Origin of the sequence: Clostridium malenominatum, from assembly GCF_039521365.1 — a bacterium.
GTDB classification, from domain to species: Bacteria; Bacillota; Clostridia; order Clostridiales; family Clostridiaceae; genus Clostridium_AW; species Clostridium_AW malenominatum.
This window is the reverse complement of the sequence record NZ_BAAACF010000001.1, coordinates 1,021,216-1,043,810: the sequence shown is the minus strand read 5'-3', so window position 1 is coordinate 1,043,810 and position 22,595 is coordinate 1,021,216. Positions and strand designations below refer to the sequence as shown.

Genomic DNA, 22,595 nt, shown 5'->3' with positions numbered 1-22,595 from the left:
TTATTGTTTTAATCTTTATACACTATATTCCCATTGCATATAGTGTATTTAACTTTCCCATAGAGGCCTTGTCCTTTAAAAGGAGAGTTTGAGGATTTTGAAGAGAATTCCGAAACAACCCATTTTTCCCCTTCGTCGAAGATTACTAAATCTGCTTTTCTCCCTTCTTCTATAAAGCCTACATCTAGATTGTATAGGTTAGACGGGTTTATAGTCATTTTTTCTAATAGCTTCATAGTAGTAAGATGACCTTTTCTAACTAAGTTTGTTATACCTAAAGCCAAAGATGTCTCAAGCCCAATTATTCCACTAGGAGCTTGCATTAAATTCTTATCCTTTTCTTCACTACTATGAGGTGCATGGTCCGTTGCTATTATCTCAATAGTATCATCCTTTAATCCCTCAATTATTTTATATTTGTCATCTTCAGTTCTAAGAGGAGGGTTCATTTTAGCATAAGCCTTGTATTTTAATACTGCTTCTTCAGTTAAGGAGAAGTGGTGTGGTGATGCTTCCGCTACCACGTTAGCCCCCAAAGATTTCGCAAGTCTTACCATGTCGACAGAATTTCCAGAACTTATATGTTGTATATTAACCTTTGCTCCTGTTTTAATAGCCAGCATACAATCTCTAGCTACCATAACATCTTCGGCCACATTAGGTGCTCCAGCTACACCAAGTTCATCTGATATTTTTCCTTGGTTTACCCCAAAACTACCTATTAAAGAAGGATCTTCTTCATGGAAACTTACTGGTACATCAAGTTCTTTAGCTTTAACCATGGCTTCCATAACTAATTTGCTATCCATTATTGGAATTCCATCATCACTAAATCCAACAGCGCCTATTGATTTCAAGTACTCCATATCTACTAATTCTTTTCCCTTAAACCCTTTTGTTATCGCTGCCACTTGTAATACATTTATATTAGCTTTTTTAGCTTCTTCATTTATATAACTAAGAGTTTCTTCGTTATCCACTATGGGATTAGTATTTGCCATACAAACAACTGTAGTAAATCCCCCTCTTGCAGCTGAGTGTGAACCTGTTTGTATATCTTCTTTGTAGGTAAATCCTGGATCTCTGAAGTGTACATGTATATCAATCAATCCTGGTGCTACTATTTTTCCATTTGCATCTATAATAGTTTCATACTCATCACTGACTTGAAATTTACCTATTTTATAAATTTTATTCTCTTTTATAACTATATCTAAAATTTCATCTCTTTTACTTTTTGGATCTAATAACCTACCATCTTTGATCAGTATCATTTATACTTCTCCTTTCAGATATTCATACATAACTCTAGCACCATCAAAAATGCTATCTAATGATGCAAACTCATTTTTATTATGACTTATTCCTTTATAACATGGTATAAACACTAAGGCTGTATCACATATTTCTGGAAAAGCCATAGCATCATGCCCTGCCCCACTAGGCATTACTTTATGCGATATTTTTAACTTTTCAGAACATTCCGATAATTTTTTTTGCATATGTAAACTCATTTTTACTGGGGGTAACTGGCTAGTTTTTTCGATAAATATCTTTACACTTCTTGTTTTAGATATATATTCTATTACTTCTTTCATTCTTTTTTCCATAGTATCTAAGCTATTTGTATCTATTCCCCTTATATCCACTCCCAACTTAACTTCCCCTGGTATAACATTTATAACATTTGGTAAATTATTCACAACCCCAACTGTAGCAACAGACTTTTTATCCCCTTCGTGCTGACCTATTTTCTCTAGTTCTAATATAAATTCAGAAGCTGCACATAAAGCATCAAATCTCATATTCATAGGTGTTGCACCTGAGTGTTCTGCTTCTCCTTGTATGTATATATTAAATCTTCTTGGTCCTGCTATATCTGACACTATACCTACTTTCACATCAAATTCTTCAAGTACTTTGCCCTGTTCAATATGAAGTTCTAAATATTGCTTTACATTAGATATTTTTTTAGGACTTAGATTATATCCTTTTTCTTTAAAAACTTCTTTTAATTCTTCTCCATTTTTAGCTACTAAATTTTCAATATCTTTTTTGTCTATTTTCTTTGTAATAAGTCCACTTCCTATGGTGCATAATCCAAAGTTACTAGATTCTTCGCATCTGAACGCAACTACTCTTATAGGAATTTTTACCTTGTCTTCCTTTGCCCATTTTAAAATCATAAGCCCCGCTATTATTCCTGCAACCCCATCATATCTTCCACCATTAACTACAGAATCTAAGTGAGAGCCAATTAAATAATGCTCTTTGCATGTAATATCATTAGCAACATAGGTATTTCCAACTTCATCTACATAGATTTCAAAATTTTCCTCTTGTCCAAAACACTTAAAAATATTATGCATTTCATCTTCTTCTTTAGAATACCCTAATCTAGTTACTCCCCCAGAATTAGTAGATCCAATTTCATAAAACTTATTGAATACGTATTCCAAATACTTTATGTCTTTTCTTTTCGAAGTCACTTTTATCACCTCTTTTCTTTTTTTAAGTTTGTATTATCTATATTTTAACAATCAAAAAAATACTTTCCAATGTCCTATTGATTAAATATTCACTCATTTTTTTGTTGAATTTAACAACATTTTATTTGCGATCACGGCTAAATATAACTTAAAGCTATCTTCATGAACCTTTACATCCAATCCTGTTATCTCTTTTATCTTTTGTAGTCTATACTTAACAGTGTTTTTATGTACAAATAACTTAGCTGCAGTTTCATCTAAGTTAGCATTACATTCATAGTATTTTATTAGAGTATTTAATAGTTCTTTATCATTTACATTTTTTAATACTATATTGTTTAAACTTTCCCTAGACTCACCAATGACCTCATTTAAAATACAAAACATCTCCATGTCCTTATAATAAAATATTTTGTTTTCTTCCTTAAATATTTGCCCTGATTCTATAGCTTTTACGGAATTAAAATAAGAATTTTTTATTCCATTTATATTAGTTTCTATAGTTCCAATACCTATAAATACTTTTTTATTCTTTAAATACTTGTCCACTTGTATTAAACATTCTTTTTCTATGTATGGTAACATTTTTTCAATACTGTCCTTTGATTGTGATTGAAAAATTATTGATACACTTTTATCTGTACTAATATATGGATTTAATTCAAATTCATTATTATTCGTAGCATATTTTGAAATTCCTTTAGCTACCCTTTTTAAAGAACCCACTTGATTTTCATCTATTTCTTCATCCTCATTAAAACTTAATGTTATTGCTAAAAACCAGTCTCTATTCACATCTATACCTAATAATTTACCTTTTTCCATCATGATTTTTTCATCTTCATAAATATCAAATATTATATCTTTTATATACTTTTGGGCTATGGAGTCAGAGTCTCTTTCTTCAAATATTAAATTCATAACACTCATTATAATATCTATATATATCAGATCATATGGTATTTCTATTAGTGGTAGTTCACATTCATCTGCAATGCGTTTTAACTCCTCTGGAATTTTGTCTACATACTCTCCTACTTTTATAGCCACACATGAACAGGACGATTTTGATAATTCTCTTATAAGGTTGCATTGTTTTTCTATATCATCTTTTATGGAGTATAAGCTAGTAATTAAAAGATCGTCTCCTTTAAGCCACTTAACTATATTTGGAACCTCCATAACAGTTACATACCTTATGTTTTTATCCAATCCTTTATGTCCTGCTACTACTTTTGAGTTTCTGAACTTAGGTATTTTTAAAATATCCTTTACTGAAGCCATATTAATTCCTCCTCTATCCAATATAAATTATCTGTTATTTATATAATATCACCAATATCAGATATTTTTTGATAAACTTTTTTAAAACAAATAAAAACCAGGTAAGGGCCCCATTTCCTTACCTGGTTTTTATTTATTTAATTACGATAGATATAACTTGGTTGTCTTTTATATTAATGATAGCCTCTTTACCGACTTGAACCGCAACAATATTTACATCATTTCTAACTGTAAATACTTTAATTTCATTTCCTATTTGAATTGTTATTGAAGGTTTACTGCTTACATCCTTTGCAATAATTCTTCCTTCAACTGATGTTACTGATGGGTTAATATTTATTTCAATAACCTCTCCACTTTGAACAGTTAATTGAGCTTCCATATTGACTGTAATATCTCTTAATGTCTTTAAAACACCATTAATCTTAACAGTAACATTGTTATTTATTTTAAATAAAGTTTCCTTACTACCTTGTGTTAAAATTATTTCTTTTCTATCTACGTTAATATATTGAACAATACCCTTTTGAATCTCTGTGGCTAAAGCTTTGCCTTCTAGACTCACTATATTTTGCTCTATTGTATATGCCTCTATTTCCATTCCAACTACTAGGTCATTAAAGGTTTTTATTTTACCATCTATTTTTATAGGTGTGCTACTTTTAGCCTTATATAAAGTTACCTTTGTACCTTCTTGAAGTACAAATTCTAAGCGATTATAGTCAATTCCTATTATAGTTCCTTTTACTTTTGTTTCAACATCCTTAATTCCTTCAATTAACTTTACCTTATTTCCTTCTATGGTAAGTTTTAATTTCATTCCTGGAGTTAAATCACTAAGCTTTCTTCTTTCCCCATTAATTCTTACAACAACATCAGATTTTAATTGATAGGTAACTAATTTATTGTTTTCATAAATATATAATTGATTTTGCTCCTTATTAACAAGTAACAACGTTCCTTCCACAGTATATAGGGTTTCTTTTTCTCTAGTAATCTTAAGCTCAGTAATGGTATTGTTTTTATCTAGCTTAAAGTAAACTTCGTCATTTTTCCTAATATCCTCAAACTTTGCCGATTTCTTATTTATCTCTATTTTAGCTTTGTCAGCTACAAGCAAATTAAGAATTGCTGTTCCGTCCTCAATAACTATTCTTCTTTGCTCTGCATATATGTCCTTCACAACTGTGTAATATTCCTTTGTGTTTTTTTCTTGTTGAATAAATCGTTTTTGTATTCCTGGGGGCAATCCTCCCTTTTTATCCAATCCTGGTGGGGTAGAAGCACTTACAGTAGAGCTCCCTAGTATAAATGCTAAACATAAGATAGTTAATTTGCTTATCAATTTTTTCATTTTACCATACCTCCTGTTATTTATATTATATTATTACGACTATTCTAAATTTTTAGGGAACCCTTATGGGAAATTTATATTTACTATTAAAAAAAGCCCTAAAATTAGGGCTTCTTTGGCTTCTTATCCTTATTCTTATTTTTATTTTTGTCTTTTTCTTTATCCTTTTCTTTGTATTTATTTTCTTTATTAGAATTCTTTTCTTTATCCTTACTATCTTCCTTGTCTTCTTTTGTAGGTTTTTCCTTTTTATCTACTTTACCGTTGTTAACCTTTTGGTCTTTATTTTTCTCAATTTCCTTTATAATCTCTTTTACCTTTTTATCTTTTAATTCCTTTATTTCTTTCTTATCCTTATCTTCATCTTTTTCTCTATCTTCATCTTCATCCTTATTTTTATCCTTATTTCTATAGTTCTCCTTAGTTTTTTCATAAACTTCCATCTTACCTACTGAGATATGTTCTTCCTTTGCTTTGCTTAATGTTTCTTTATCAGATTCCATAGTGACAACTTCAATTTTTTGTCCCTTCTCAATATATAAAGTTTCTATTTTTTTCTTTCCTTCTATGAGTATTTCTTCTAAGACCTTATCCTCTTTTTTATGATCTTTTAATTCTACTGAGGTTACCAATACATAGTTTGTTTCCCTTTCCTTAAGATATCCTCCTGCACCAGCCATTTCAACAAGCTCCTCTAGAGCCTCCACTAGCGAGTAATTCTTCAAATTTTTAAGGGGAAGTTTTGAAGCATCTTCATTAAGTGGTGTTGCTTTAATAACATGATAGCTTTTGTTAACTTCTATTTCTACGCTTGGATTTATATCTATAGATAGTAGCGCTACTGCCCTATAATTTCTATTCCAAAACCCTACAGTATATAAAGAGGCCACTATAAATACAAATATAGCAGCTGCTACCGCTGGAATATTTTTATTAACAAAACTTGGTTTTTTAATAATATCCCCTTCTTCAAAATATACTTCCATACCTTCTTTTAATCCCGCACTCTTTTTTATCTTTTCAAAAGTACAATCTTCGGTGATGACAATTATACTATCGTGACAAATCTCTATTATACTGCCCCTGTAAATCATTTAGCTCCCTCCTTTCACTATAGGAAATATACTCCTTTAATGTGTCTAAATCGCTGTTTAATATCAATATTATAGCTATAATAAACTTTCTACTCCTTTGAATCACTTTTTTAGATACACACAATTCCTTCATTATATCAATTGTTGGTAAATTTTTAGTTTTCAAAAACTTTTCTTTTAGATAATTATTTTCAAATATGTATTTCCCAATGTTAATCGCTATAATTCTAGTATCCTTATGTTTTGGCGCTTCCTTTATCAAGTCCTCTAAAGAAACACCGTATTCTTTCATATTTTCAACCAGGGTAGCAATATCAAGCCTAGTTTCAACTCTTTTTTCAAAGCTTTCTGTAGCCATAGTATTTTCACATTCTAACTCGCTGATATAAACCTCACTTGGCCTTTTAGCTCCACTTCTAAATTGATCAATTAATCTACTTTTTATCACCACAGAAGCAAAGGTTAAAAAGTTACCTCTTTTTTCATCGTATTTTTCTATAGCCTCATTAAATGCCATTAACCCTATGCTAAAACCGTCATTATTTTCTATTTCTATATATTGTCCCAATTGATTGCTCACTACTTTTTTTATAAAAGGAATATACTCTTCAATTAAATTATTTTTGTCCCTTTCATCCCCTTTTTGTATATCCTTAACTCGTTCCTCTAGGGTCTTTTTTTTCTTAAAAATATTGAGAAGCTTGGTCACCCCTACACCTCCTCTTCATATATTACGATATTTTACGATTTTTTAAGTATCTTATTTTGTTAATTATTCACACTAAACACAACTATATATTACCATATTTTTCATATTGCTACAAAGACAAATAAACCACACCGAACTTCGATGTGGTAATTTTTTTCTATATGTTAATTGAAATTAAATAGGTCAATGTTGCAATAATAGCTACAACTACTGTTATTTTAATATTTTTGGAGGATAACTCTGTTTTCATGTCATCCTCTTTAATTATATTGAAATTTTCAATTACTATAGCTGCTACCCATCCTATAACAGGATTTATTGCTAGCCCTGTTAAAAGACTTATGGCAGCTATTTGTTTTTGTGCTGATGTCTTTAATGTATTTAATCCTATTTCTACTAATGGAATATATACGCCAAATAGCAGTACAAGCCATATTAAAGGAGGAAATATTGCAATATCTATTGGAAAACCTAATAGGCTAAAGATTATGCCAGAAATTCCAAGAAGAAAGGCACTTCCTCCAATTGGCCTTCTTACTATACTAAGGGGTATCATAAAACTACGCCACACTGCAGCAGTTTGAGAACCACCTAAAAAGCACCCTATTATATTTCTTATAGAGGCCAAAGCAAAGGTAGAATTCATGTGAAATATAGATTTTTCTGCTTTTGGCCCATAATTGCTCTCTTGAATAGTTTTAATTGCTATGCCATCTGTAGGCCACATAACTACAGCAAGTAATGCAAATGGAAATGCCTTTATAAAATTAATAACTGTAAACCCAAAGCCCAATCCCCATATGTCAAACCACCATACCTTTGGATTAAGTATAGGGAAAGCAGGTACTGCCTTTACCTCTGGATAAATTCCATAAAATGCAGGAATAAGTATACCAATAGCTGCTGCTACGGGAATCATAAGCCATTTCAAATTCATTTTATTTAACGCTAGATAAGCAATAACTCCTAGCATAATTAATACAATGAATATTGAATTATTCTTTGCAGATGTCCATTTACTTAAACTATCAACAGAACTCATTATGCCCATGATACCAAAGAGCAATATAATTCCTCCTCTAGCCGCAACTCCATTTAGCTCCATTATTTTATCAAAAAACTTAAACCTTGCTATGAAAAGTCCTAAAACTCCGATTAAAATTCCCAGTACAAGTGGATGAACACCTAGAGAAGACATAAGGGGTATTAGTGGAATTAGTGGTGCTAAGGTTCCAGGTGGTGCAGCATATGGATTTAATATAGCGGAAAATATTATAGTGATAATACTTCCAACTATTAGCTCCAACCTTACATTTTCCGTAACGAAGGCTTCGTTAGAAATGCCAAAGCCTTTTGCCCAAGCTATAGCAAAAGCCGCTACTAGTGCAATTTTACCTATAGTTCCAGATAAGGCTGGAATAATATCTTCTATTCTTACAGTATAATCTTTTGTTGGAATGTTACATCCATTTTTTTTAGGATTATAGCTGATTAATTCCTCTGTTAATATATCATTTCTGTTTTTTCTCTTATTCAAATATTTTCCCCCTTCATTTTACCTAATATTATATAGAGTTCCCAATTTAGTCATCAATTTATAGCTTTATAATTTGCTATACAACAAAAAAGCCAATACTTACTAGCAACAAGCTAATAAATATTGGCCTACTTCACAACTGGTTTTTTAACCCTTTATTTAGTCTTCCAAGTTATTACTTATTATTAAATCTGGATTCCAAGTCCTCATCCACCGTAAGAATGATTATCTTTTCTCCAGTTCTTGTACTTACATCAGAATGGGCACTTACCACATTCACATTAGCAATTTCTTTTACAAGGTTATCAAAATATCCTCTTTCATTTTCAAATAAAGCCGTTCTTACTTCTTTTATAAGCTTTACCCCTTGAGTGTTTTCTGCAAGCTTCTTTTCTGATTGACTTAAAAATCCTTTAAGTCTTACTATTATCATATCTCCATATATTATTGTCTTTATTTCCTTAGGACCTCGTCCCATAAATTCAATTTCAAACTTGCTTACAGCCTCACTTATCTTTGATTCTAATTGTCCTTTTGTCATATTAAATCCTCCTTGTTTTACGCATGGAAGTTTTTAAAGTCATTTTATAATATCATATATAAATAAGCTTGGCAATAAGGAAGATTCATTGACCTTTTCAATTATTTATCCCTTATTTTTAGCTTTACATTAAGTTTCCACATAGGTCCTTTTATTTCATCTCCATCCCTCTTTTGAGAAACTAAATTATATATTGTAATTTCTTCATTAAAGGATATCTCCTTTTTTTCACTTTCATCATATCCACCTTTTTGTCCACCATATAAAAAATTGGGTAAATTTATATACCTAGCTCCTCCCCCAGCATATCTACCTGTCACGTCAACAAACAACTTAATTTCTTCTTGCTCTTTATTAGGATTATACAAAACTAGTACAGCTACTCTGCCATCAAAATCTTTTTTCATAGTTAAATCAATAATATTCTCAGCTTTAAATAATTTGTCGTCTTTGAATAATTCATAAGAAATATCTATAACTTTATCTTCACCTTTAAACTTTAACCCTGCTCCATTTCCTATAATGTTAAATTCCTCTTGAAAGTTTAAAAGACAATTTACTGAGTCTGTTTGATCTCTATATTCTTTAGAAAATTCAACTGTTACTTCAGGTTTTAATGCAGCACACCCTATTGCAAAAATACATAACAGTACCGATATTTTTTCAAAACCTTCATTTTTTCCCCTCCTTTTTATGTCTAAAAATCTAAACTAGATTAAGGGAGCATAAGCATAGCTATAAATAATAAAATTATTCAATCCATGAAATACTGTAGATGAAATTACATTGTTATTCCTAGTGTATAGATAAACGAAATATACATGAAATATGCATAGGTTTTTTAAATAGGCAATATTCGAAGATATATATTTAAAAAATCCTATATTATCTCTAATCATTCTAGAAGATATGTGTGCAAAGGAAAACATCAAGGCTACAATGATTATGCTTTTCCACTTTCCCTTTATAAGCCCCTGAATTCTTGTTTGAATATATCCGCGAAATATCACCTCTTCTACTAATGCTACTGCTATAAATTGTCTTATAAAAATCCAAATTAAATGATTATTATAAACTAGTCTTCTTCCATGTAATCTACTAAAAAACATGATTATTAGCATAAAAGGAATAGAAAATAACACTCCTATTATTATTTGCTTAAAAATCTTCTCAGGCTTTAGCCCGACACTTCTTACTGATTGTTTTTTGTATTTTAACAGTATAAATAATGGTATTAATTGAAGTAGTGGAATGGGAAGATACGCTACAAGTCTAACTAACTCTATGCTTTTAAAGTATGGTGAAAAGTAGAAAAACAACTGCTTTTGAAGGCTAAATATCGTTGTTATTGTTATTAAAATTATATTGTATAAATATAGTCCTATGGCAATATATCCATCTTTATTAGTATAGGTTTGTATATTTTCATCAAATCTAATTTCAAACATCTTATCTTTATTTATAAAGCTTTTAAATTTTTTCTCCATTATACAACTCCTAATTTACTTTAAATTTACTTTTTATTTAATTCCTCTATTTCCCATTAATATATTATTAAATCTAATTATACCACAATATTACATATAATAATGAATAGTACCTTCTACTTTTGCGTAATATAATTTATGCTATAATCAAAGAAACTTTAATAATAGGAGATAACTATGGAATTTCAGGGAAGAAAAGAACTATTAAAAGCATTAGTGGGAAGTCACAACTATAATCTAAATACAATTGACAGCGACAGAGACTATAAGATTTTTGTATCACCTACCTTTGAAGATTTGTATTATAATAGACAATTTTCCATGTCACAAATAGGAAAATTAGAGGATTTTGACATACATGATATTAGAAAGCTACCTGGCTTATGGTGGAAAGGTAATATAAATTTCTTAGAAATTCTATTTTCAATAGAAATAAACATAGACTCTTCATTAATAAACCATATAATTTCCATGAAGGATGATATCGCAAAAATGAATTTATCTTCTCTTTACGATGCCTGCATTGGCAGCCACATAAACAAGAAGAAATTGATACATAGGGGAACTGAAGGTACAATTCATCTAGTTCATAAGTATGGATATAATACTAAAGAAGCCATGCATAGTATAAGGGTTTTAGACTTTTTAAGAAGATTTGGAGAAAGTAGTTTTAATGATTTTAAAAAAGCTCTATGGTATGATGATAATGATTCTATGAAAAAAACTTTAATGGATATAAAGAATGGATGTTATACAGAAGAGGAATATTATAAATTAGCAGAAGAAATCCTAAACTCTGCTAAAACTTATGAAAAATTTTATAAGGAACAATCATATAATGAAGAACTTTATGATATGCTAAAAAAATTAGTAAAAACCATAGTGAAAACAACATTAGTATTAAACTAAATAGAGGAGTGAATGTTTAGTGAAAAGTGAAAAAGAAAAAATGTTAGCTGGGGAATTTTACAATGCTTCCCATGAAGAACTGGTAAAAGAGAGGGATTATGCTAGAGATTTAATCTTTGAGCTTAATCATACAAAGCCAAGTGACAAGGAGAAGAAACAAGAACTCTTAAAGAGATTGATTGTGGCAAAGGGTTCTTTTCATATTGAAACGCCCTTTTATTGCGATTATGGATATAATATTCAAGTTGGAGAAAATTTTTATGCAAATTATGGGTGCACTATACTTGACGTTAATGCGGTGCAAATTGGGAATAATGTACTTTTAGCTCCTAACGTTCAAATATATACTGCTACTCACCCCATTGACCCTATAGAAAGGTCAACTGGTATAGAATTTGCCAAATCAATAGTTATAGGGAATAATGTTTGGGTTGGTGGAGGAACCATAATATGTCCTGGAGTAACCATAGGAAATAATGTAACTATTGGTGCAGGAAGTGTAGTTACTAAAGATATACCTGACAACGTAATAGCTGCTGGAAACCCTTGTAAAATACTTAAAGGGATTTAATTATAACCTTGTTATTAAAGTAATAAATATTTTTATTACTTTAATAACAAGGTAAAAACTTATTGTTTAGAACGACCTTTAAGAATATTGTTACTTATATATTAATTCTATTGAGTATAAATATCATTATAATTCTTATCCCGAACAATTATCCTTTTAATTTCTCTTACTGTTCCTTGATTTTCATATGAAATCACTATTGGGTTTCTTTGATTAGTTGTTTGCGATATCATAAATGGATTATTTGTAGAATCTTTATCTTTAAATTCCACTGCAATATCTTCTGATCTTTGCCTTAATTCTTCATTGTAAATAAATAAAGCAATATAGTTTTCTTTACTATCACTAATTTGTATATACATTATGTCATTAGGCTTGTTGCTAATATCAATACTATCCTTAATATATCTAATTTCATCAGAAGCTTCATCACGATAAAACTTCATAATGCCATATTCGTTTTTTTTTCATAAATTACTATATAACCGTCATCTTTTGCTACACTACTAAGTAGTTCAATTTGATTTTCCCTTGCAAAGCTATGTATTTCTTCATATATTAGACCCCTCATTCTTATTGTATACTATTATACTACTTATATGAAGTTTAGTACTATTATGAAATATTGCATTAATCACCAATATAAAATTTGTTAATTCAATAGCATTTTAATTAATACTAAAATTAAATTTTTTATTCTTTAATCTCCAATTTCGTAAACAATGAGGATGCAAAACATACACTTAAAATCCATAATACCGTTATCCCAACAGACCCAAAACTAAAATTTGATTTATATAAATTTAGCAAAACTAATGTCCCTAATCCACCTCCAATTCCTCCTATCAATGAATTAATTTTCTTATTACCGGAAAGTTTCTTTCCACATGTCGAGCAATTAATCCCATTAAAATTTGTTAGAAACCAAGGTTTCCAAAAAGGTATTTTACTTTTACAGTTAGGACACATTAACATTATTATTCACCTCCTTAATTTAGAACAGTTTACCTCTGCGACGTTAAATACGAAGAATATGAAATAACTTTACCTTAAGCTGTAATCTTATCTATGTAAGAAATATTCATAATAAGCACCTTGAAAGATTAAAACTATTTCACCTAAAACACCCAAACAAAAAAACATAAAATAGTAGGTTGCCTTTGTTATATCTTTATTAAACAACTCCTTGAATGCTTGGATAATTAATCGTTCAAATTTAAACCAACTTAGAATCCAGCCAATAATGAGAAAAGTAACAATTGCCATATTAATTCCTCCTTATATTCACATTTTTTACTATTTCTAATATCTTCTGTATTATTTCCAACTGACATCATTTCCAACCACTACTTTTCCTGATGGGGATTATTTGTTATTACATATTCTCAAATTATTTAAGAATATAATATTTAGATAAATATAAATAACTAAATATTACTATGAAAATACAAAGTCAAACAGCCACAGAAACCAAATTGATTTCTTCAACTCCATATTACTATAAAAGAGGTACGTATGGTAATAATATGAATTACATTTATAGCACTATCCCTAAAACAAATTACATAAAAAAAGTTCAGGCTCTTTTCTAGTTGAACTAAAATTGTCAATTAATCTCTGAGTAAAAATTTTGAACATTTCATCATTAAAAGATTTGGCATTTACAGGACATCTTTTAATACAGCTGCAACATTTTATACATTTTGCAATGTCTATATCACTATAGTCATTAAAGTTGATAGCACTCATTGGACAATAGTTTGCACAAACTCCACAATTTATACAATCCTCATTAGTCTCAGGTGCCATTGGTCCCATAGCACTTTTTCTCTCTTTATAATGTAAATTTCCTTTAACGACTAGTTGAGTTTCTTTAAGGGTAGCTTCAGTATTGTTCAATTTTTCTAAGATTTTTTCTCCAAAACTTTTAGCAATTTCTAAGTCTCCCTTATCTGGTCTATGAGTTCCCAATTCTGTAGTATATGAATGTTCTCCAATAAATGAAGCTCCAGCAATACCAATGAAACCATTTTCTTCAAAGGTATTTTTTAGCTCTAAAAGTGCATCCTCATAATCACGATTGCCGTAAACCACAATGAATATTGCAGGTGTATTATTTCCTTTTATTTTCCCAAAGTAATTCACTAAAAATTCTGGTACCCTACCACCATATACGGGTACCCCTATTACGACCAAATCCTCTGAACTAAAAACTAGTTCTTTTTCTCTGTTTAAAGGTAAAGTAATATTGTATTCTTTAAATTTTTCATTAATACCACTGGCTACTTCTTTAACCACTTTAGCTGTGCTATCAGTAGCAGTAAAATAAAGTAAATTTAACTGTTTGTCCATAATCAACCTCCTAAAAGTTCTAAATATCTATTACTTTTTATTCCATTATAGCAGGTTAAAGTTTCTTCTTGAATAATATTAAGAACATTTAATTTGAAGTTTCACCAAATAAAAAAGGGCGTAAAACGCCCATAAACAAAAAAGTACAGTACGGTTATTAAGTCAAGTTGCCTAACTACTTCTTCTCTTCTCCTTTAATAAAAACCCTTATTCCATCTGCATCCTCACCATTTTTAGCCTTTTTAAGAAGACTTTCAAATTCACCGCTTTCTATATGAGCAGGAGTAACATCGTTTACCATTACATGCATACCATCATTTTCTTCAGTATATAGTCCGTATTTAGTAAATTTGCACCCATTATCTAAAAAAACCTTATGGGCATCCCTCAAAACCTTCTCAATACTTTCTATAGAATTATCCTTTAAATCTACTCTCAGTATAACCTCTGCATCCATGGGAAGATTCCTATCAAACTTCATGTCAAGCTTTAACTTTTTATTACCCTTCTCATATTCACCCTTATCATACATAACCATTGTGGTGTTTTTTTCAAAACCCAGCTCTTTGGCAATAAGAGATTTTGCAAGAGCAGAATATTCATCTGAAAGCCTTTGTATTGTATTAAACATGCCTAACACATAGCTATCATAATCATCTCTTTGAACCTTGCCCTTCTTATAATAAATTGAAAACTTTGTATCTATACTGGTTTTAGATTTCGCTCTTGCCATATATGAACTAAATTTAAAGTTATAAACGGGTTTTTCTACTTCAAGATCTAAAAAAGAATAGTTTTGTTCCACATATTTCTTAATACTTTTATTGGCAAAGGCCTTAGAAATTGGATTTCCCACAAAAGCATTAGTGACGAAAAGTATTCCAAAAATAAGAACCAGTGCTGATAAACCCGCCACAATTTTTAGTGGCTTTATTTTATTCATAATAATTTACCTCTCTTTCTTAAAAGTAAAGTGTAATAGTTCACTAATAACAATTCCTAAAAACACAAGGAAAGTATATATGCTACTTATAAATACGGGATAATATAAGGCCTCTAGGGCAAATCCCCCCTCAACTATTCCGCTTATAAATTGCCACAAGTAGGATAATACAAACACTAGAGCAGGAACTAACCACCACTTTTTCTTAAAAGTGACATATCCAAGTCCCCCAATTATGGGCATAATTAAAAAGTTATAAAACATCCCCATAGAATTTGATAGAGCTACTCCAACAATAGCCCCAGCAAGTAAAATAATAAGCTGTGTTATAAAAATACTGCGTTTTATATCAAAAATAATTTTTTCATCTTTAATATCAGGCTGTTCATTTTTAACTCCTTCAAAAGCTTCAAATTCACTCCTACAACTTTCACAAGTTTTTATATGATCATTTACAAGGCTACTACTATCACTACTCCCAACCCCATCCTTTACAAGGGGTATTAAATCAAGTACTACTTCACAGGATATTTTCAAACTAATTCCTCCTTTTCTAAAGAAGTTTTTATCCACTTTTTCGTGCGAAAATCAATAACTCTTGCAGAACTTTCTGAAATTCCAACTTCCTTTCCTATTTCACCATAGCTATATCCTTTTATTCTCATATTCACTATAGTTTGTGTACGCTCGTCCTTTTCTTCTAAAAGTTCTGAAATCCTACTCATGATTTCAGTTGTAATAAATTTATCCTCCAAGCTTTCCCATACATAGAGCCCTAATAAATCATTATATTCCACTGTAGGCTTTTCCTTTCGAAGACTTTGAAGCCATAAATGACGAGCAATAGAAAATAGCCAAGTTTTTATGGAAGACTCTCCTTTAAAATTTCCAATGCTTCGTATTGCATTTACAAAGGTTTCTGAAAGTAAATCCTCTGAAAGGGTTTCATTGTGCGTAAGAGATATCAAATATTTATAGACATCTTCTTTATATAAGATATACAAATTTTCTATTTGCTTCACAAAATCCCCCCTTCAATTAATTAGTCACAATTTCCCCGGAAATGTTACACCCTTTAGAATAAAATTTTAGCGTGTCATTTTGACACGCTAAAATTACTTAGTTACTCTCACTGTGCTTATTAATGAATCCTGCGTCTTATTATATATGCAGATTCCCTCATTTTGTTGGATACTCATATTCTTTTGGTTGTCTGCAATATTTCTTCAAATTAGGCAATACTGCCCCAAACTGCTGATAGTTTTTTCTTGCTTTAATTAGTGTTAATCCATGATTTTGATCACTTGTCTCGTCATCACTTTTAATAAACAAATCTATCTCCCAAAAACATATTGGACAGATGTAGGCAAGTGCATCACCATTATTGGGAATTGTGATAAATCTACAACAAGGACATGATGAGTTACCAATTATATCAATCTCAATATCCGTCCTGTTCTTTGCTTCTTCTCCATAATTTACTACTGGTAAATATTTATATTGCTTGCTGTTCATTATATCCACCACCTATTAAAAGAACTCATATATACATTGTACCATCATTTTCCACATAGTTACACATCAAATCTACCTGTCCAAGAGTCATATTGCTATATTGAGAGTTATTATTTATATTTATCCCCGCAAACAATTTCCTCTAGAGTTTTTCAATTATCTTTTTAGTTAATATATCCTTTAGAAGCCAAAACCTGATTCAGCTCCAATGATTTTATAGATTCATTTTCTACTAATTCAATTAAGTCCTTAGCATTAGCATAAACAAGCACCCCAAATGTTTTTATCCCATTATCTTTGGTATAATCTAAGGCTGATTTATAATGCTCCAGCCTCCTAGGATTGAGATCGAGTACCTTTGTAGCTTCCTTTCTATCAATCTTATATTGCAGTAGACTTTTATAATGAAGCTCATAGGCTTTTGCTTCAAGAGACATTTCGCTACTTTCGTAGCCTGTTGGATTAACAAGCCATTCAAAAATATGAAAAGCAGGATACTTTTCTTCAACAATTTCTTCCCTTATTATTATCTTATTGCTTCTAATAAGATTAATACCAATTAAATCTTTAGGCATATCATTATGAGGAGCTGTTCTGATACCTGCCCAAATAAAATCTATGTTAGGATACTTTATTTCCAATTGGCGCAATTCGTCCATAGTTAAATCTTTTTCAAAGGTGAGATTTGCTGAAACGTAGGAAACAGGATTTAACTGCATAACATGGTTCATTACCCGCTGTTTTTTCTCATTAATTTGATTTGAATTTCCAATAGGATATTTGACATACATAAAATTAACGCCAGTATCTTCAATAATTTCTGTATAGTTTTTAATTTTTTCACCACGTTTTATTTTAGTAGTAATATAATTCTTCTCCTGAGTGAAAAGGTTTGTTAGGAAAAAACCAATATCATAATCACCAAAACCTTGTCTTTCAACATACACATCGCTTGTTAAGGAATATCCTGGCATATTTAATTCCGTTAATGCATATAGATCAAAATTAATATCACTGTTAATTTCACCTACACTAACCTTTGCTGGGTCATAAAAATAGCTATCTACTAAAGGAGATATTACAAAAAATATTCCTATTAACAAAGTTATCATTATGGCTACGGAGGTCAATATCACTTTTCTTAAGCGACTATTTACACTTTTTTTGATTTTTATAGTCTCCTCATTATGCTGTTCACTTTCTTTCGATATAGTAAGGTTAATTAAATCCATATCCATGATTTCCGATAGATGTTCTTCTATTGCTTCATATTTTTCTATATCTTCTTCTATCATTTGCCTTTCTTCTTCGGATACTAACCCCTTTTTATACCTTTCCAATAATTCTCTATATTTCATTTTTACCCTCCAATTCAGTTTTTAATTTTTTCCTGGCTCTGAAAAGCAATGTCTTAGCAGCCCCCTCTGTCATTCCTGTTGTTTCACTTATTTCTTTAAGGGTAAAGTCACAATAATAATAAAGTATTAAAATTTCTTTATAGGCTGGACGAAGACTAATAACCAGGTTGTAGAGATGCCTTTTTTCATCGTTTTTGATTATCTTGTCTAAGGGTGTTTCTTCTATGGTCAATATATCTTCTAATCCATCAGCATTGCTGAACTCTTTATCTTTTCTAGCATAATCCAAGAATAGATTTTTACAAACTCTAAAAAGCCAATATTTAATGTATTGTACACTATCATCAATATATAAAATGGCTTTAAAGAAAGTTTCACTAGTCAAATCCTGTGCCAGGTGATGGTCTCTACATAATGAAAATGCATAAAGATAAAGTTCCCTATGGTATTTAATGTATAGCTTCTCCAGTTGGTTGTTTATCATAGAGACACCCCCTTCACTTAATAAACGATATACCAAGATTTAGGTTACACTATTTTTATTTTAATTGTTAAGAATATGAAATAAAATATTAAACTAATTGTACACCACCCTGCACAAAAAAATCCCTCGAACTTACGTCCAAGGGAATAAAAAACACAGTAATATTTAATTATTTAAGCTTTTCTTCCCACTGTTCCTCTTTAAATCCTACTAAAACAAAATCCTCTCCAACAACTATAGGTCTTTTAACAATCATTCCATTAGAAGATAAAATCTCTAAAAGCTCCTCTTCACTGGAAGTTTTAACTTTATCCTTAAGATTCATTTCTTTATATAGCTTTCCACTGGTATTAAAAAACTTATTTATAGGCAATCCACTTTTCTCAAACCACGCCTTTAACTCTTCTTTTTTAGGATTGTTTTCAACTATATGTCTATCCTCAAAATCTACATTATTTTCTTGAAGCCACTTTTTAGCCTTAATGCAAGTGGTACACTTTGGGTATTGTATAAATAGTACTTTCATAGCTACCTCCGTAAAATATTATTCTTTGAAATTATTATACCACAATACTACATATAGAAATAAAAGTCTATTGTTCTAATATTTTCATAACATCTTTTACATAATTTTCACTATAGTTTTGATCCAAGAATTTTTGTAGATTTTTTAATTCTATATTTTTATTTACTCCACTTTTAACTAACTTTCTATCTAAGTTATATAGATCTTCTTCTGCATTTTCACTTTTGCTGTACATACTTGCATCTAAAACATCCACTTTTGTACCATCTTTTAGTTTTAACTGATAATATAAATTTGCATCTTTTCTTTTACTAAAAATACCTGTATTTATCTCTTCTATATTCGAATATGAGTAGAATTTTCCTTTAAAATTTAAAACATCGTGAACTATTATATTCTCCTCTGTTATAACTTTGTAGGTTGTGTAGCTATAAAATAAACCTAACAAACATAGTGTAGAAGCTAAGATCTTTACCCACTTTAAAAATGTTTTTCTATTAATAAAGGTAGCTATGACTATAGCTATAATCCCAATGACTACAAACATACTGCTACTTGGAATTATATAAAATATATAATCCTTATATCCTGATAGAAGCAAATTTGTATAAGAAAAACCTACGATAGTTCCTAATGCTAAAATAATTACTACAATTAGTTTTAAAATATGTGTAATTAACTTCATTAAATCATCCCTCCATTGTTAGTATACATCATTTAAAAAATCATAAAATAATATTTATGCATTTTTATGGTTTATTTAAGATATGTATAATAAATTTACAAGTATAATTGATAATGCTACAATGTAATTATTGTATTATAATAATTAATACATGATTTAATGAACGAGGTGATTTAATGAATGAAGTTTTAACCTTAGAGGTTGCTTTTAATTTTGGCAATGCTATAAATAAGATTTATCCTGTCATATTAAAAGATGAAGATGATATGATTTTAATTGATTGCGGGTATCCACAATTTCTCCCCCTGATAAAAATGGCAGCAGAAGCAAGGGGCCTTAACCTTGATAAATTAACAAAAATAATTATAACTCACCATGATTTTGACCACATGGGAGCATTAGCGGAATTTAAGAGTACATATCCAAATGTATCAATTATCTCATCTTATGATGATGAAAAATACATTAGTGGAAAAGAAAAATCCTTGAGATTGCAACAAGCAGAAGCCTTATATGATTCTTTACCTGAGGAACAAAAGGCAGATGCTGAAAACTTTCATAATTTGCTAAAATCAATAATCCCTGTAAGTGTTGGTTTTTGTGTAAAAGATGGGGATGTATTTCCTTGGTGCGGAGGAACTGAAATTATTTCTACTCCTGGACATATGCCAGGACACATTTCCCTTTATTTGAAAGAATCAAAAACCTTGATTGCTGGAGATGCTCTGGTAGTAGAAAATGGGAAGCTTTGTATTGCAAACCCAAATTATACTTTAGATATGGCAAAAGCAAAAATGTCCATTAAAAAACTACTTGATTATGATATAGAGAAAATAATTTGCTATCACGGTGGTGTATATACTGAAAATATCAAAGCTTCTTTGCAAAAAATAATTTAACATTTTATCAAACATAGCGAAAGTTAAACCCCATATAAGCCTATTAACTTCTATGGGGTTTACACTATTTAATCCCTTTGGATAGGAATTTTAAACTTAATTCCTTTTTCTATCATATCTAAACCTCTTTTATCCTTTGGATCTACAAATAAATAAGTATATCCTTTTTCATTTGCTCTCCCAGTTCTTCCTATGCGATGTATGTAAGCTTCAGCACTTTCTGGAATATCATAATTATATATATGGCTAACTCCAGTTATGTCTAGCCCTCTAGCTGCTACATCCGTGGCTATTAAATATTGAATATCTGTATTTTTAAAATCTTTCATTACTCTTTCACGCTTTGATTGAGTTAAATCACTATGTATCTTTTTGCAATTATACCCTCTTTGATAAAGCTTCACTTCAAGCTCATCAACTCTTCTTTTGGTTCTACAAAATATTATAGCCATGAAAGCATTATCCTTATCTAAAACCTTACACAAATCATCTAGTTTTCTTCTATCCGTGGTTTCTACTAAGAATTGTTCTATGTTTTCAAGAGTTACTTCTTTCTTTTGTATTGCTACTACCTTAGGGTCTTTCATATATTTATAAGCTAGTTTTTTAACATCTGAATTCATGGTTGCTGAAAAACAAAGGGTTTGACGTTTTTTACCTGTATATTTTATAATAGTTTCAACTTCATTTTTAAATCCCATAAGAAGCATTTGATCTGCCTCATCTAATACTAGTGTTTTTAAATTTTCAAGATTTATGGTTTTTCTCTGAAGGTGATCCAAAAGCCTGCCTGGAGTTGCAATAATTAAATGAATATTACTTTTTAGCTTTTTTAGCTGAGATCCTATATCCTTACCACCGTATGCAGCTAATATATTTAAATCTTTAGCTTCCGTAAGCTTCATAGCTTCCTCAGTTATTTGAATTGCAAGTTCCCTTGTAGGAGTTAATATTAACCCTTGAATTTTATCAATACTAGGAGACATATTTTGAAACATAGGAAGTAGAAATGCCAAGGTTTTCCCTGTGCCTGTTTGTGCCTCTGCTATAACATCATGGCCATCCTTTATAAACATTATACTTTCCTCTTGAATTGGAGTTGGATTACTTATTCCTTGATTTTTTAGTATTTTTATTAAATCATCGCTAAGTCCCAGTTCTTTAAATTTCATCATTGTAATTTACCTTTCTATTTTAAAGTGTGCTTTTTGTTATTTGCTTAAACTTTCTAGTAACATTATAAAATCCTCTTCTTTTTTAATCTCTAAATATAAATCTAATAATGTTCTAGTAGTCATATTATTATACCCTTTATGCCCGTTATTTAATATACTACTAAGCTTATCTATATTTGTTAACATTTCCTCAGCCATGTGCTTAACCAGTTCTTCTTTTAAAGCTTCTCTTAAATCTTCTGAGAATCTTTGTAAGTATTCTCTAACCTCTTCTGGATATTCCGAAAAGTTTTCCGAGAGTAAATCCTCTATTTTAAACATAAATTATCTCCTTTTAAATTAGCTTTATTTATTTCAAAGTATAATATGTATAATGTAATTTGTAAATGTGTCATATATTATAAAATAAAAATTGGGGTGCAAGCCACCCCAATACATTCTATATTATATTTAACAACATCTTCTTTTGTGATGATGTTTATGTCTTCTGCATCTTTTGCAAGAACATGAGCATTGATCATTCCCACCTGAGCCTAATAAAAATATTGCTGCCAGTGCAATTAATGCTATACTTCCAAGTCCTCCAGCTCCACCTGATTTTAACATACTACCAAGGAATTCACTTGTTCCTGGATTATCAAGAATGCCACTACTGCCCAAATTTTTTAACAAATCATTCATAT

General features: G+C 30.1%; 29 protein-coding genes. 3 read left to right on the top strand and 26 right to left on the bottom strand.

What is annotated here, in order from left to right; genetic code table 11:
* Nucleotides 1-8 precede the first annotated feature (8 nt).
* The 10 genes from ABDZ69_RS05225 to ABDZ69_RS05180 form a co-directional block, all read right to left on the bottom strand.
* The gene (locus tag ABDZ69_RS05225; RefSeq protein WP_343767366.1) at nucleotides 9-1,274 is read right to left on the bottom strand and encodes a dihydroorotase; all 1,266 of its coding nucleotides are present in this window, start codon (nucleotides 1,272-1,274) and stop codon (nucleotides 9-11) included.
* A complete protein-coding gene (locus ABDZ69_RS05220; protein WP_343767364.1) occupies nucleotides 1,275-2,489 on the bottom strand; it encodes an allantoate amidohydrolase in 1,215 nt (404 codons plus the stop codon). It lies immediately after the preceding gene.
* A gap of 93 nt (nucleotides 2,490-2,582) precedes the next feature.
* Complete coding sequence (locus ABDZ69_RS05215; protein ID WP_343767362.1) at nucleotides 2,583-3,773, bottom strand: PucR family transcriptional regulator; 1,191 nt, start codon at nucleotides 3,771-3,773, stop codon at nucleotides 2,583-2,585.
* A gap of 133 nt (nucleotides 3,774-3,906) precedes the next feature.
* Nucleotides 3,907-5,127, bottom strand: coding sequence for a hypothetical protein (locus ABDZ69_RS05210; protein ID WP_343767360.1), 1,221 nt, complete (start codon nucleotides 5,125-5,127; stop codon nucleotides 3,907-3,909).
* 104 nt (nucleotides 5,128-5,231) lie between these two features.
* Nucleotides 5,232-6,221: an anti-sigma factor domain-containing protein gene (locus ABDZ69_RS05205; protein WP_343767358.1), complete on the bottom strand. Its 990-nt coding sequence runs from the start codon at nucleotides 6,219-6,221 to the stop codon at nucleotides 5,232-5,234.
* A complete protein-coding gene (gene sigI, locus ABDZ69_RS05200) occupies nucleotides 6,181-6,930 on the bottom strand; it encodes an RNA polymerase sigma-I factor (protein WP_343767356.1) in 750 nt (249 codons plus the stop codon). The genes ABDZ69_RS05205 and sigI overlap by 41 nt, the downstream gene beginning before the upstream one ends.
* A 157-nt stretch (nucleotides 6,931-7,087) precedes the next feature.
* Entirely contained in the window at nucleotides 7,088-8,467 is a 1,380-nt protein-coding gene (locus ABDZ69_RS05195) for a DUF3360 family protein (RefSeq protein ID WP_343767354.1), read from the bottom strand.
* A gap of 175 nt (nucleotides 8,468-8,642) precedes the next feature.
* Nucleotides 8,643-9,008, bottom strand: a complete 366-nt coding sequence (locus ABDZ69_RS05190) for a Na-translocating system protein MpsC family protein (protein WP_343767352.1) — start codon at nucleotides 9,006-9,008, stop codon at nucleotides 8,643-8,645.
* A 101-nt stretch (nucleotides 9,009-9,109) separates the two neighbouring features.
* Nucleotides 9,110-9,415, bottom strand: a complete 306-nt coding sequence (locus tag ABDZ69_RS05185; RefSeq protein ID WP_343767350.1) for a hypothetical protein — start codon at nucleotides 9,413-9,415, stop codon at nucleotides 9,110-9,112.
* A gap of 303 nt (nucleotides 9,416-9,718) precedes the next feature.
* Nucleotides 9,719-10,495, bottom strand: a complete 777-nt coding sequence (locus ABDZ69_RS05180) for a CPBP family intramembrane glutamic endopeptidase (RefSeq protein ID WP_343767348.1) — start codon at nucleotides 10,493-10,495, stop codon at nucleotides 9,719-9,721.
* A gap of 177 nt (nucleotides 10,496-10,672) precedes the next feature.
* Here ABDZ69_RS05180 and ABDZ69_RS05175 point away from each other — a divergent pair, with 177 nt between their 5' ends.
* On the top strand, nucleotides 10,673-11,404 hold the full coding sequence (locus ABDZ69_RS05175) for a DNA polymerase beta superfamily protein (RefSeq protein WP_343767347.1): 732 nt from the start codon (nucleotides 10,673-10,675) through the stop codon (nucleotides 11,402-11,404).
* Between the two features lie 19 nt (nucleotides 11,405-11,423).
* Nucleotides 11,424-11,975 (top strand): sugar O-acetyltransferase, encoded by a 552-nt coding sequence (locus ABDZ69_RS05170; RefSeq protein WP_343767345.1) that lies wholly within the window; start codon nucleotides 11,424-11,426, stop codon nucleotides 11,973-11,975.
* Between the two features lie 107 nt (nucleotides 11,976-12,082).
* Here the strand turns inward: ABDZ69_RS05170 and ABDZ69_RS05165 are convergent, their stop codons facing one another.
* The 13 genes from ABDZ69_RS05165 to ABDZ69_RS05105 form a co-directional block, all read right to left on the bottom strand.
* Entirely contained in the window at nucleotides 12,083-12,421 is a 339-nt protein-coding gene (locus ABDZ69_RS05165) for a hypothetical protein (protein ID WP_343767342.1), read from the bottom strand.
* Nucleotides 12,418-12,546 (bottom strand): hypothetical protein, encoded by a 129-nt coding sequence (locus tag ABDZ69_RS05160; protein WP_343767340.1) that lies wholly within the window; start codon nucleotides 12,544-12,546, stop codon nucleotides 12,418-12,420. The genes ABDZ69_RS05165 and ABDZ69_RS05160 overlap by 4 nt, the downstream gene beginning before the upstream one ends.
* Before the next feature lie 122 nt (nucleotides 12,547-12,668).
* Nucleotides 12,669-12,950, bottom strand: a complete 282-nt coding sequence (locus ABDZ69_RS05155; RefSeq protein WP_343767338.1) for a hypothetical protein — start codon at nucleotides 12,948-12,950, stop codon at nucleotides 12,669-12,671.
* Nucleotides 12,951-13,037: 87 nt separating this feature from the next.
* A complete protein-coding gene (locus ABDZ69_RS05150; RefSeq protein WP_343767336.1) occupies nucleotides 13,038-13,241 on the bottom strand; it encodes a hypothetical protein in 204 nt (67 codons plus the stop codon).
* Nucleotides 13,242-13,526: 285 nt separating this feature from the next.
* Nucleotides 13,527-14,327 (bottom strand): EFR1 family ferrodoxin, encoded by an 801-nt coding sequence (locus ABDZ69_RS05145; protein ID WP_343767333.1) that lies wholly within the window; start codon nucleotides 14,325-14,327, stop codon nucleotides 13,527-13,529.
* A gap of 175 nt (nucleotides 14,328-14,502) precedes the next feature.
* A complete protein-coding gene (locus ABDZ69_RS05140; protein WP_343767332.1) occupies nucleotides 14,503-15,270 on the bottom strand; it encodes a YfjL-like protein in 768 nt (255 codons plus the stop codon).
* Between the two features lie 6 nt (nucleotides 15,271-15,276).
* Nucleotides 15,277-15,807, bottom strand: coding sequence for a zf-HC2 domain-containing protein (locus tag ABDZ69_RS05135; RefSeq protein ID WP_343767330.1), 531 nt, complete (start codon nucleotides 15,805-15,807; stop codon nucleotides 15,277-15,279).
* Nucleotides 15,804-16,292, bottom strand: a complete 489-nt coding sequence (locus tag ABDZ69_RS05130) for an RNA polymerase sigma factor (RefSeq protein WP_343767329.1) — start codon at nucleotides 16,290-16,292, stop codon at nucleotides 15,804-15,806. Before ABDZ69_RS05130 ends, ABDZ69_RS05135 begins: the two co-directional genes overlap by 4 nt.
* 157 nt (nucleotides 16,293-16,449) lie before the next feature.
* Nucleotides 16,450-16,785 carry a CPCC family cysteine-rich protein gene (locus ABDZ69_RS05125; protein WP_343767328.1) on the bottom strand — a complete coding sequence of 112 codons (336 nt, stop codon included), beginning with the start codon at nucleotides 16,783-16,785 and terminating at the stop codon, nucleotides 16,450-16,452.
* A gap of 164 nt (nucleotides 16,786-16,949) precedes the next feature.
* Nucleotides 16,950-18,143: an anti sigma factor C-terminal domain-containing protein gene (locus ABDZ69_RS05120; protein ID WP_343767326.1), complete on the bottom strand. Its 1,194-nt coding sequence runs from the start codon at nucleotides 18,141-18,143 to the stop codon at nucleotides 16,950-16,952.
* Complete coding sequence (locus ABDZ69_RS05115) at nucleotides 18,133-18,627, bottom strand: RNA polymerase sigma factor (RefSeq protein WP_343767324.1); 495 nt, start codon at nucleotides 18,625-18,627, stop codon at nucleotides 18,133-18,135. Before ABDZ69_RS05115 ends, ABDZ69_RS05120 begins: the two co-directional genes overlap by 11 nt.
* 169 nt (nucleotides 18,628-18,796) lie before the next feature.
* A complete protein-coding gene (locus ABDZ69_RS05110; protein ID WP_343767322.1) occupies nucleotides 18,797-19,153 on the bottom strand; it encodes an arsenate reductase family protein in 357 nt (118 codons plus the stop codon).
* 67 nt (nucleotides 19,154-19,220) lie between these two features.
* Entirely contained in the window at nucleotides 19,221-19,838 is a 618-nt protein-coding gene (locus ABDZ69_RS05105; protein ID WP_343767319.1) for a hypothetical protein, read from the bottom strand.
* A 176-nt stretch (nucleotides 19,839-20,014) separates the two neighbouring features.
* Here ABDZ69_RS05105 and ABDZ69_RS05100 point away from each other — a divergent pair, with 176 nt between their 5' ends.
* Entirely contained in the window at nucleotides 20,015-20,737 is a 723-nt protein-coding gene (locus ABDZ69_RS05100) for an MBL fold metallo-hydrolase (protein ID WP_343767317.1), read from the top strand.
* 68 nt (nucleotides 20,738-20,805) lie between these two features.
* On the opposite strand, the gene ABDZ69_RS05095 is transcribed toward ABDZ69_RS05100, so the two are convergent.
* From ABDZ69_RS05095 to ABDZ69_RS05085, 3 genes are all read right to left on the bottom strand, one after another.
* Nucleotides 20,806-21,912: a DEAD/DEAH box helicase gene (locus tag ABDZ69_RS05095; protein ID WP_343767316.1), complete on the bottom strand. Its 1,107-nt coding sequence runs from the start codon at nucleotides 21,910-21,912 to the stop codon at nucleotides 20,806-20,808.
* A gap of 36 nt (nucleotides 21,913-21,948) precedes the next feature.
* Nucleotides 21,949-22,233, bottom strand: coding sequence for a hypothetical protein (locus ABDZ69_RS05090; protein WP_343767315.1), 285 nt, complete (start codon nucleotides 22,231-22,233; stop codon nucleotides 21,949-21,951).
* Between the two features lie 129 nt (nucleotides 22,234-22,362).
* A complete protein-coding gene (locus tag ABDZ69_RS05085; RefSeq protein WP_343767313.1) occupies nucleotides 22,363-22,593 on the bottom strand; it encodes a hypothetical protein in 231 nt (76 codons plus the stop codon).
* Nucleotides 22,594-22,595 lie beyond the last annotated feature (2 nt).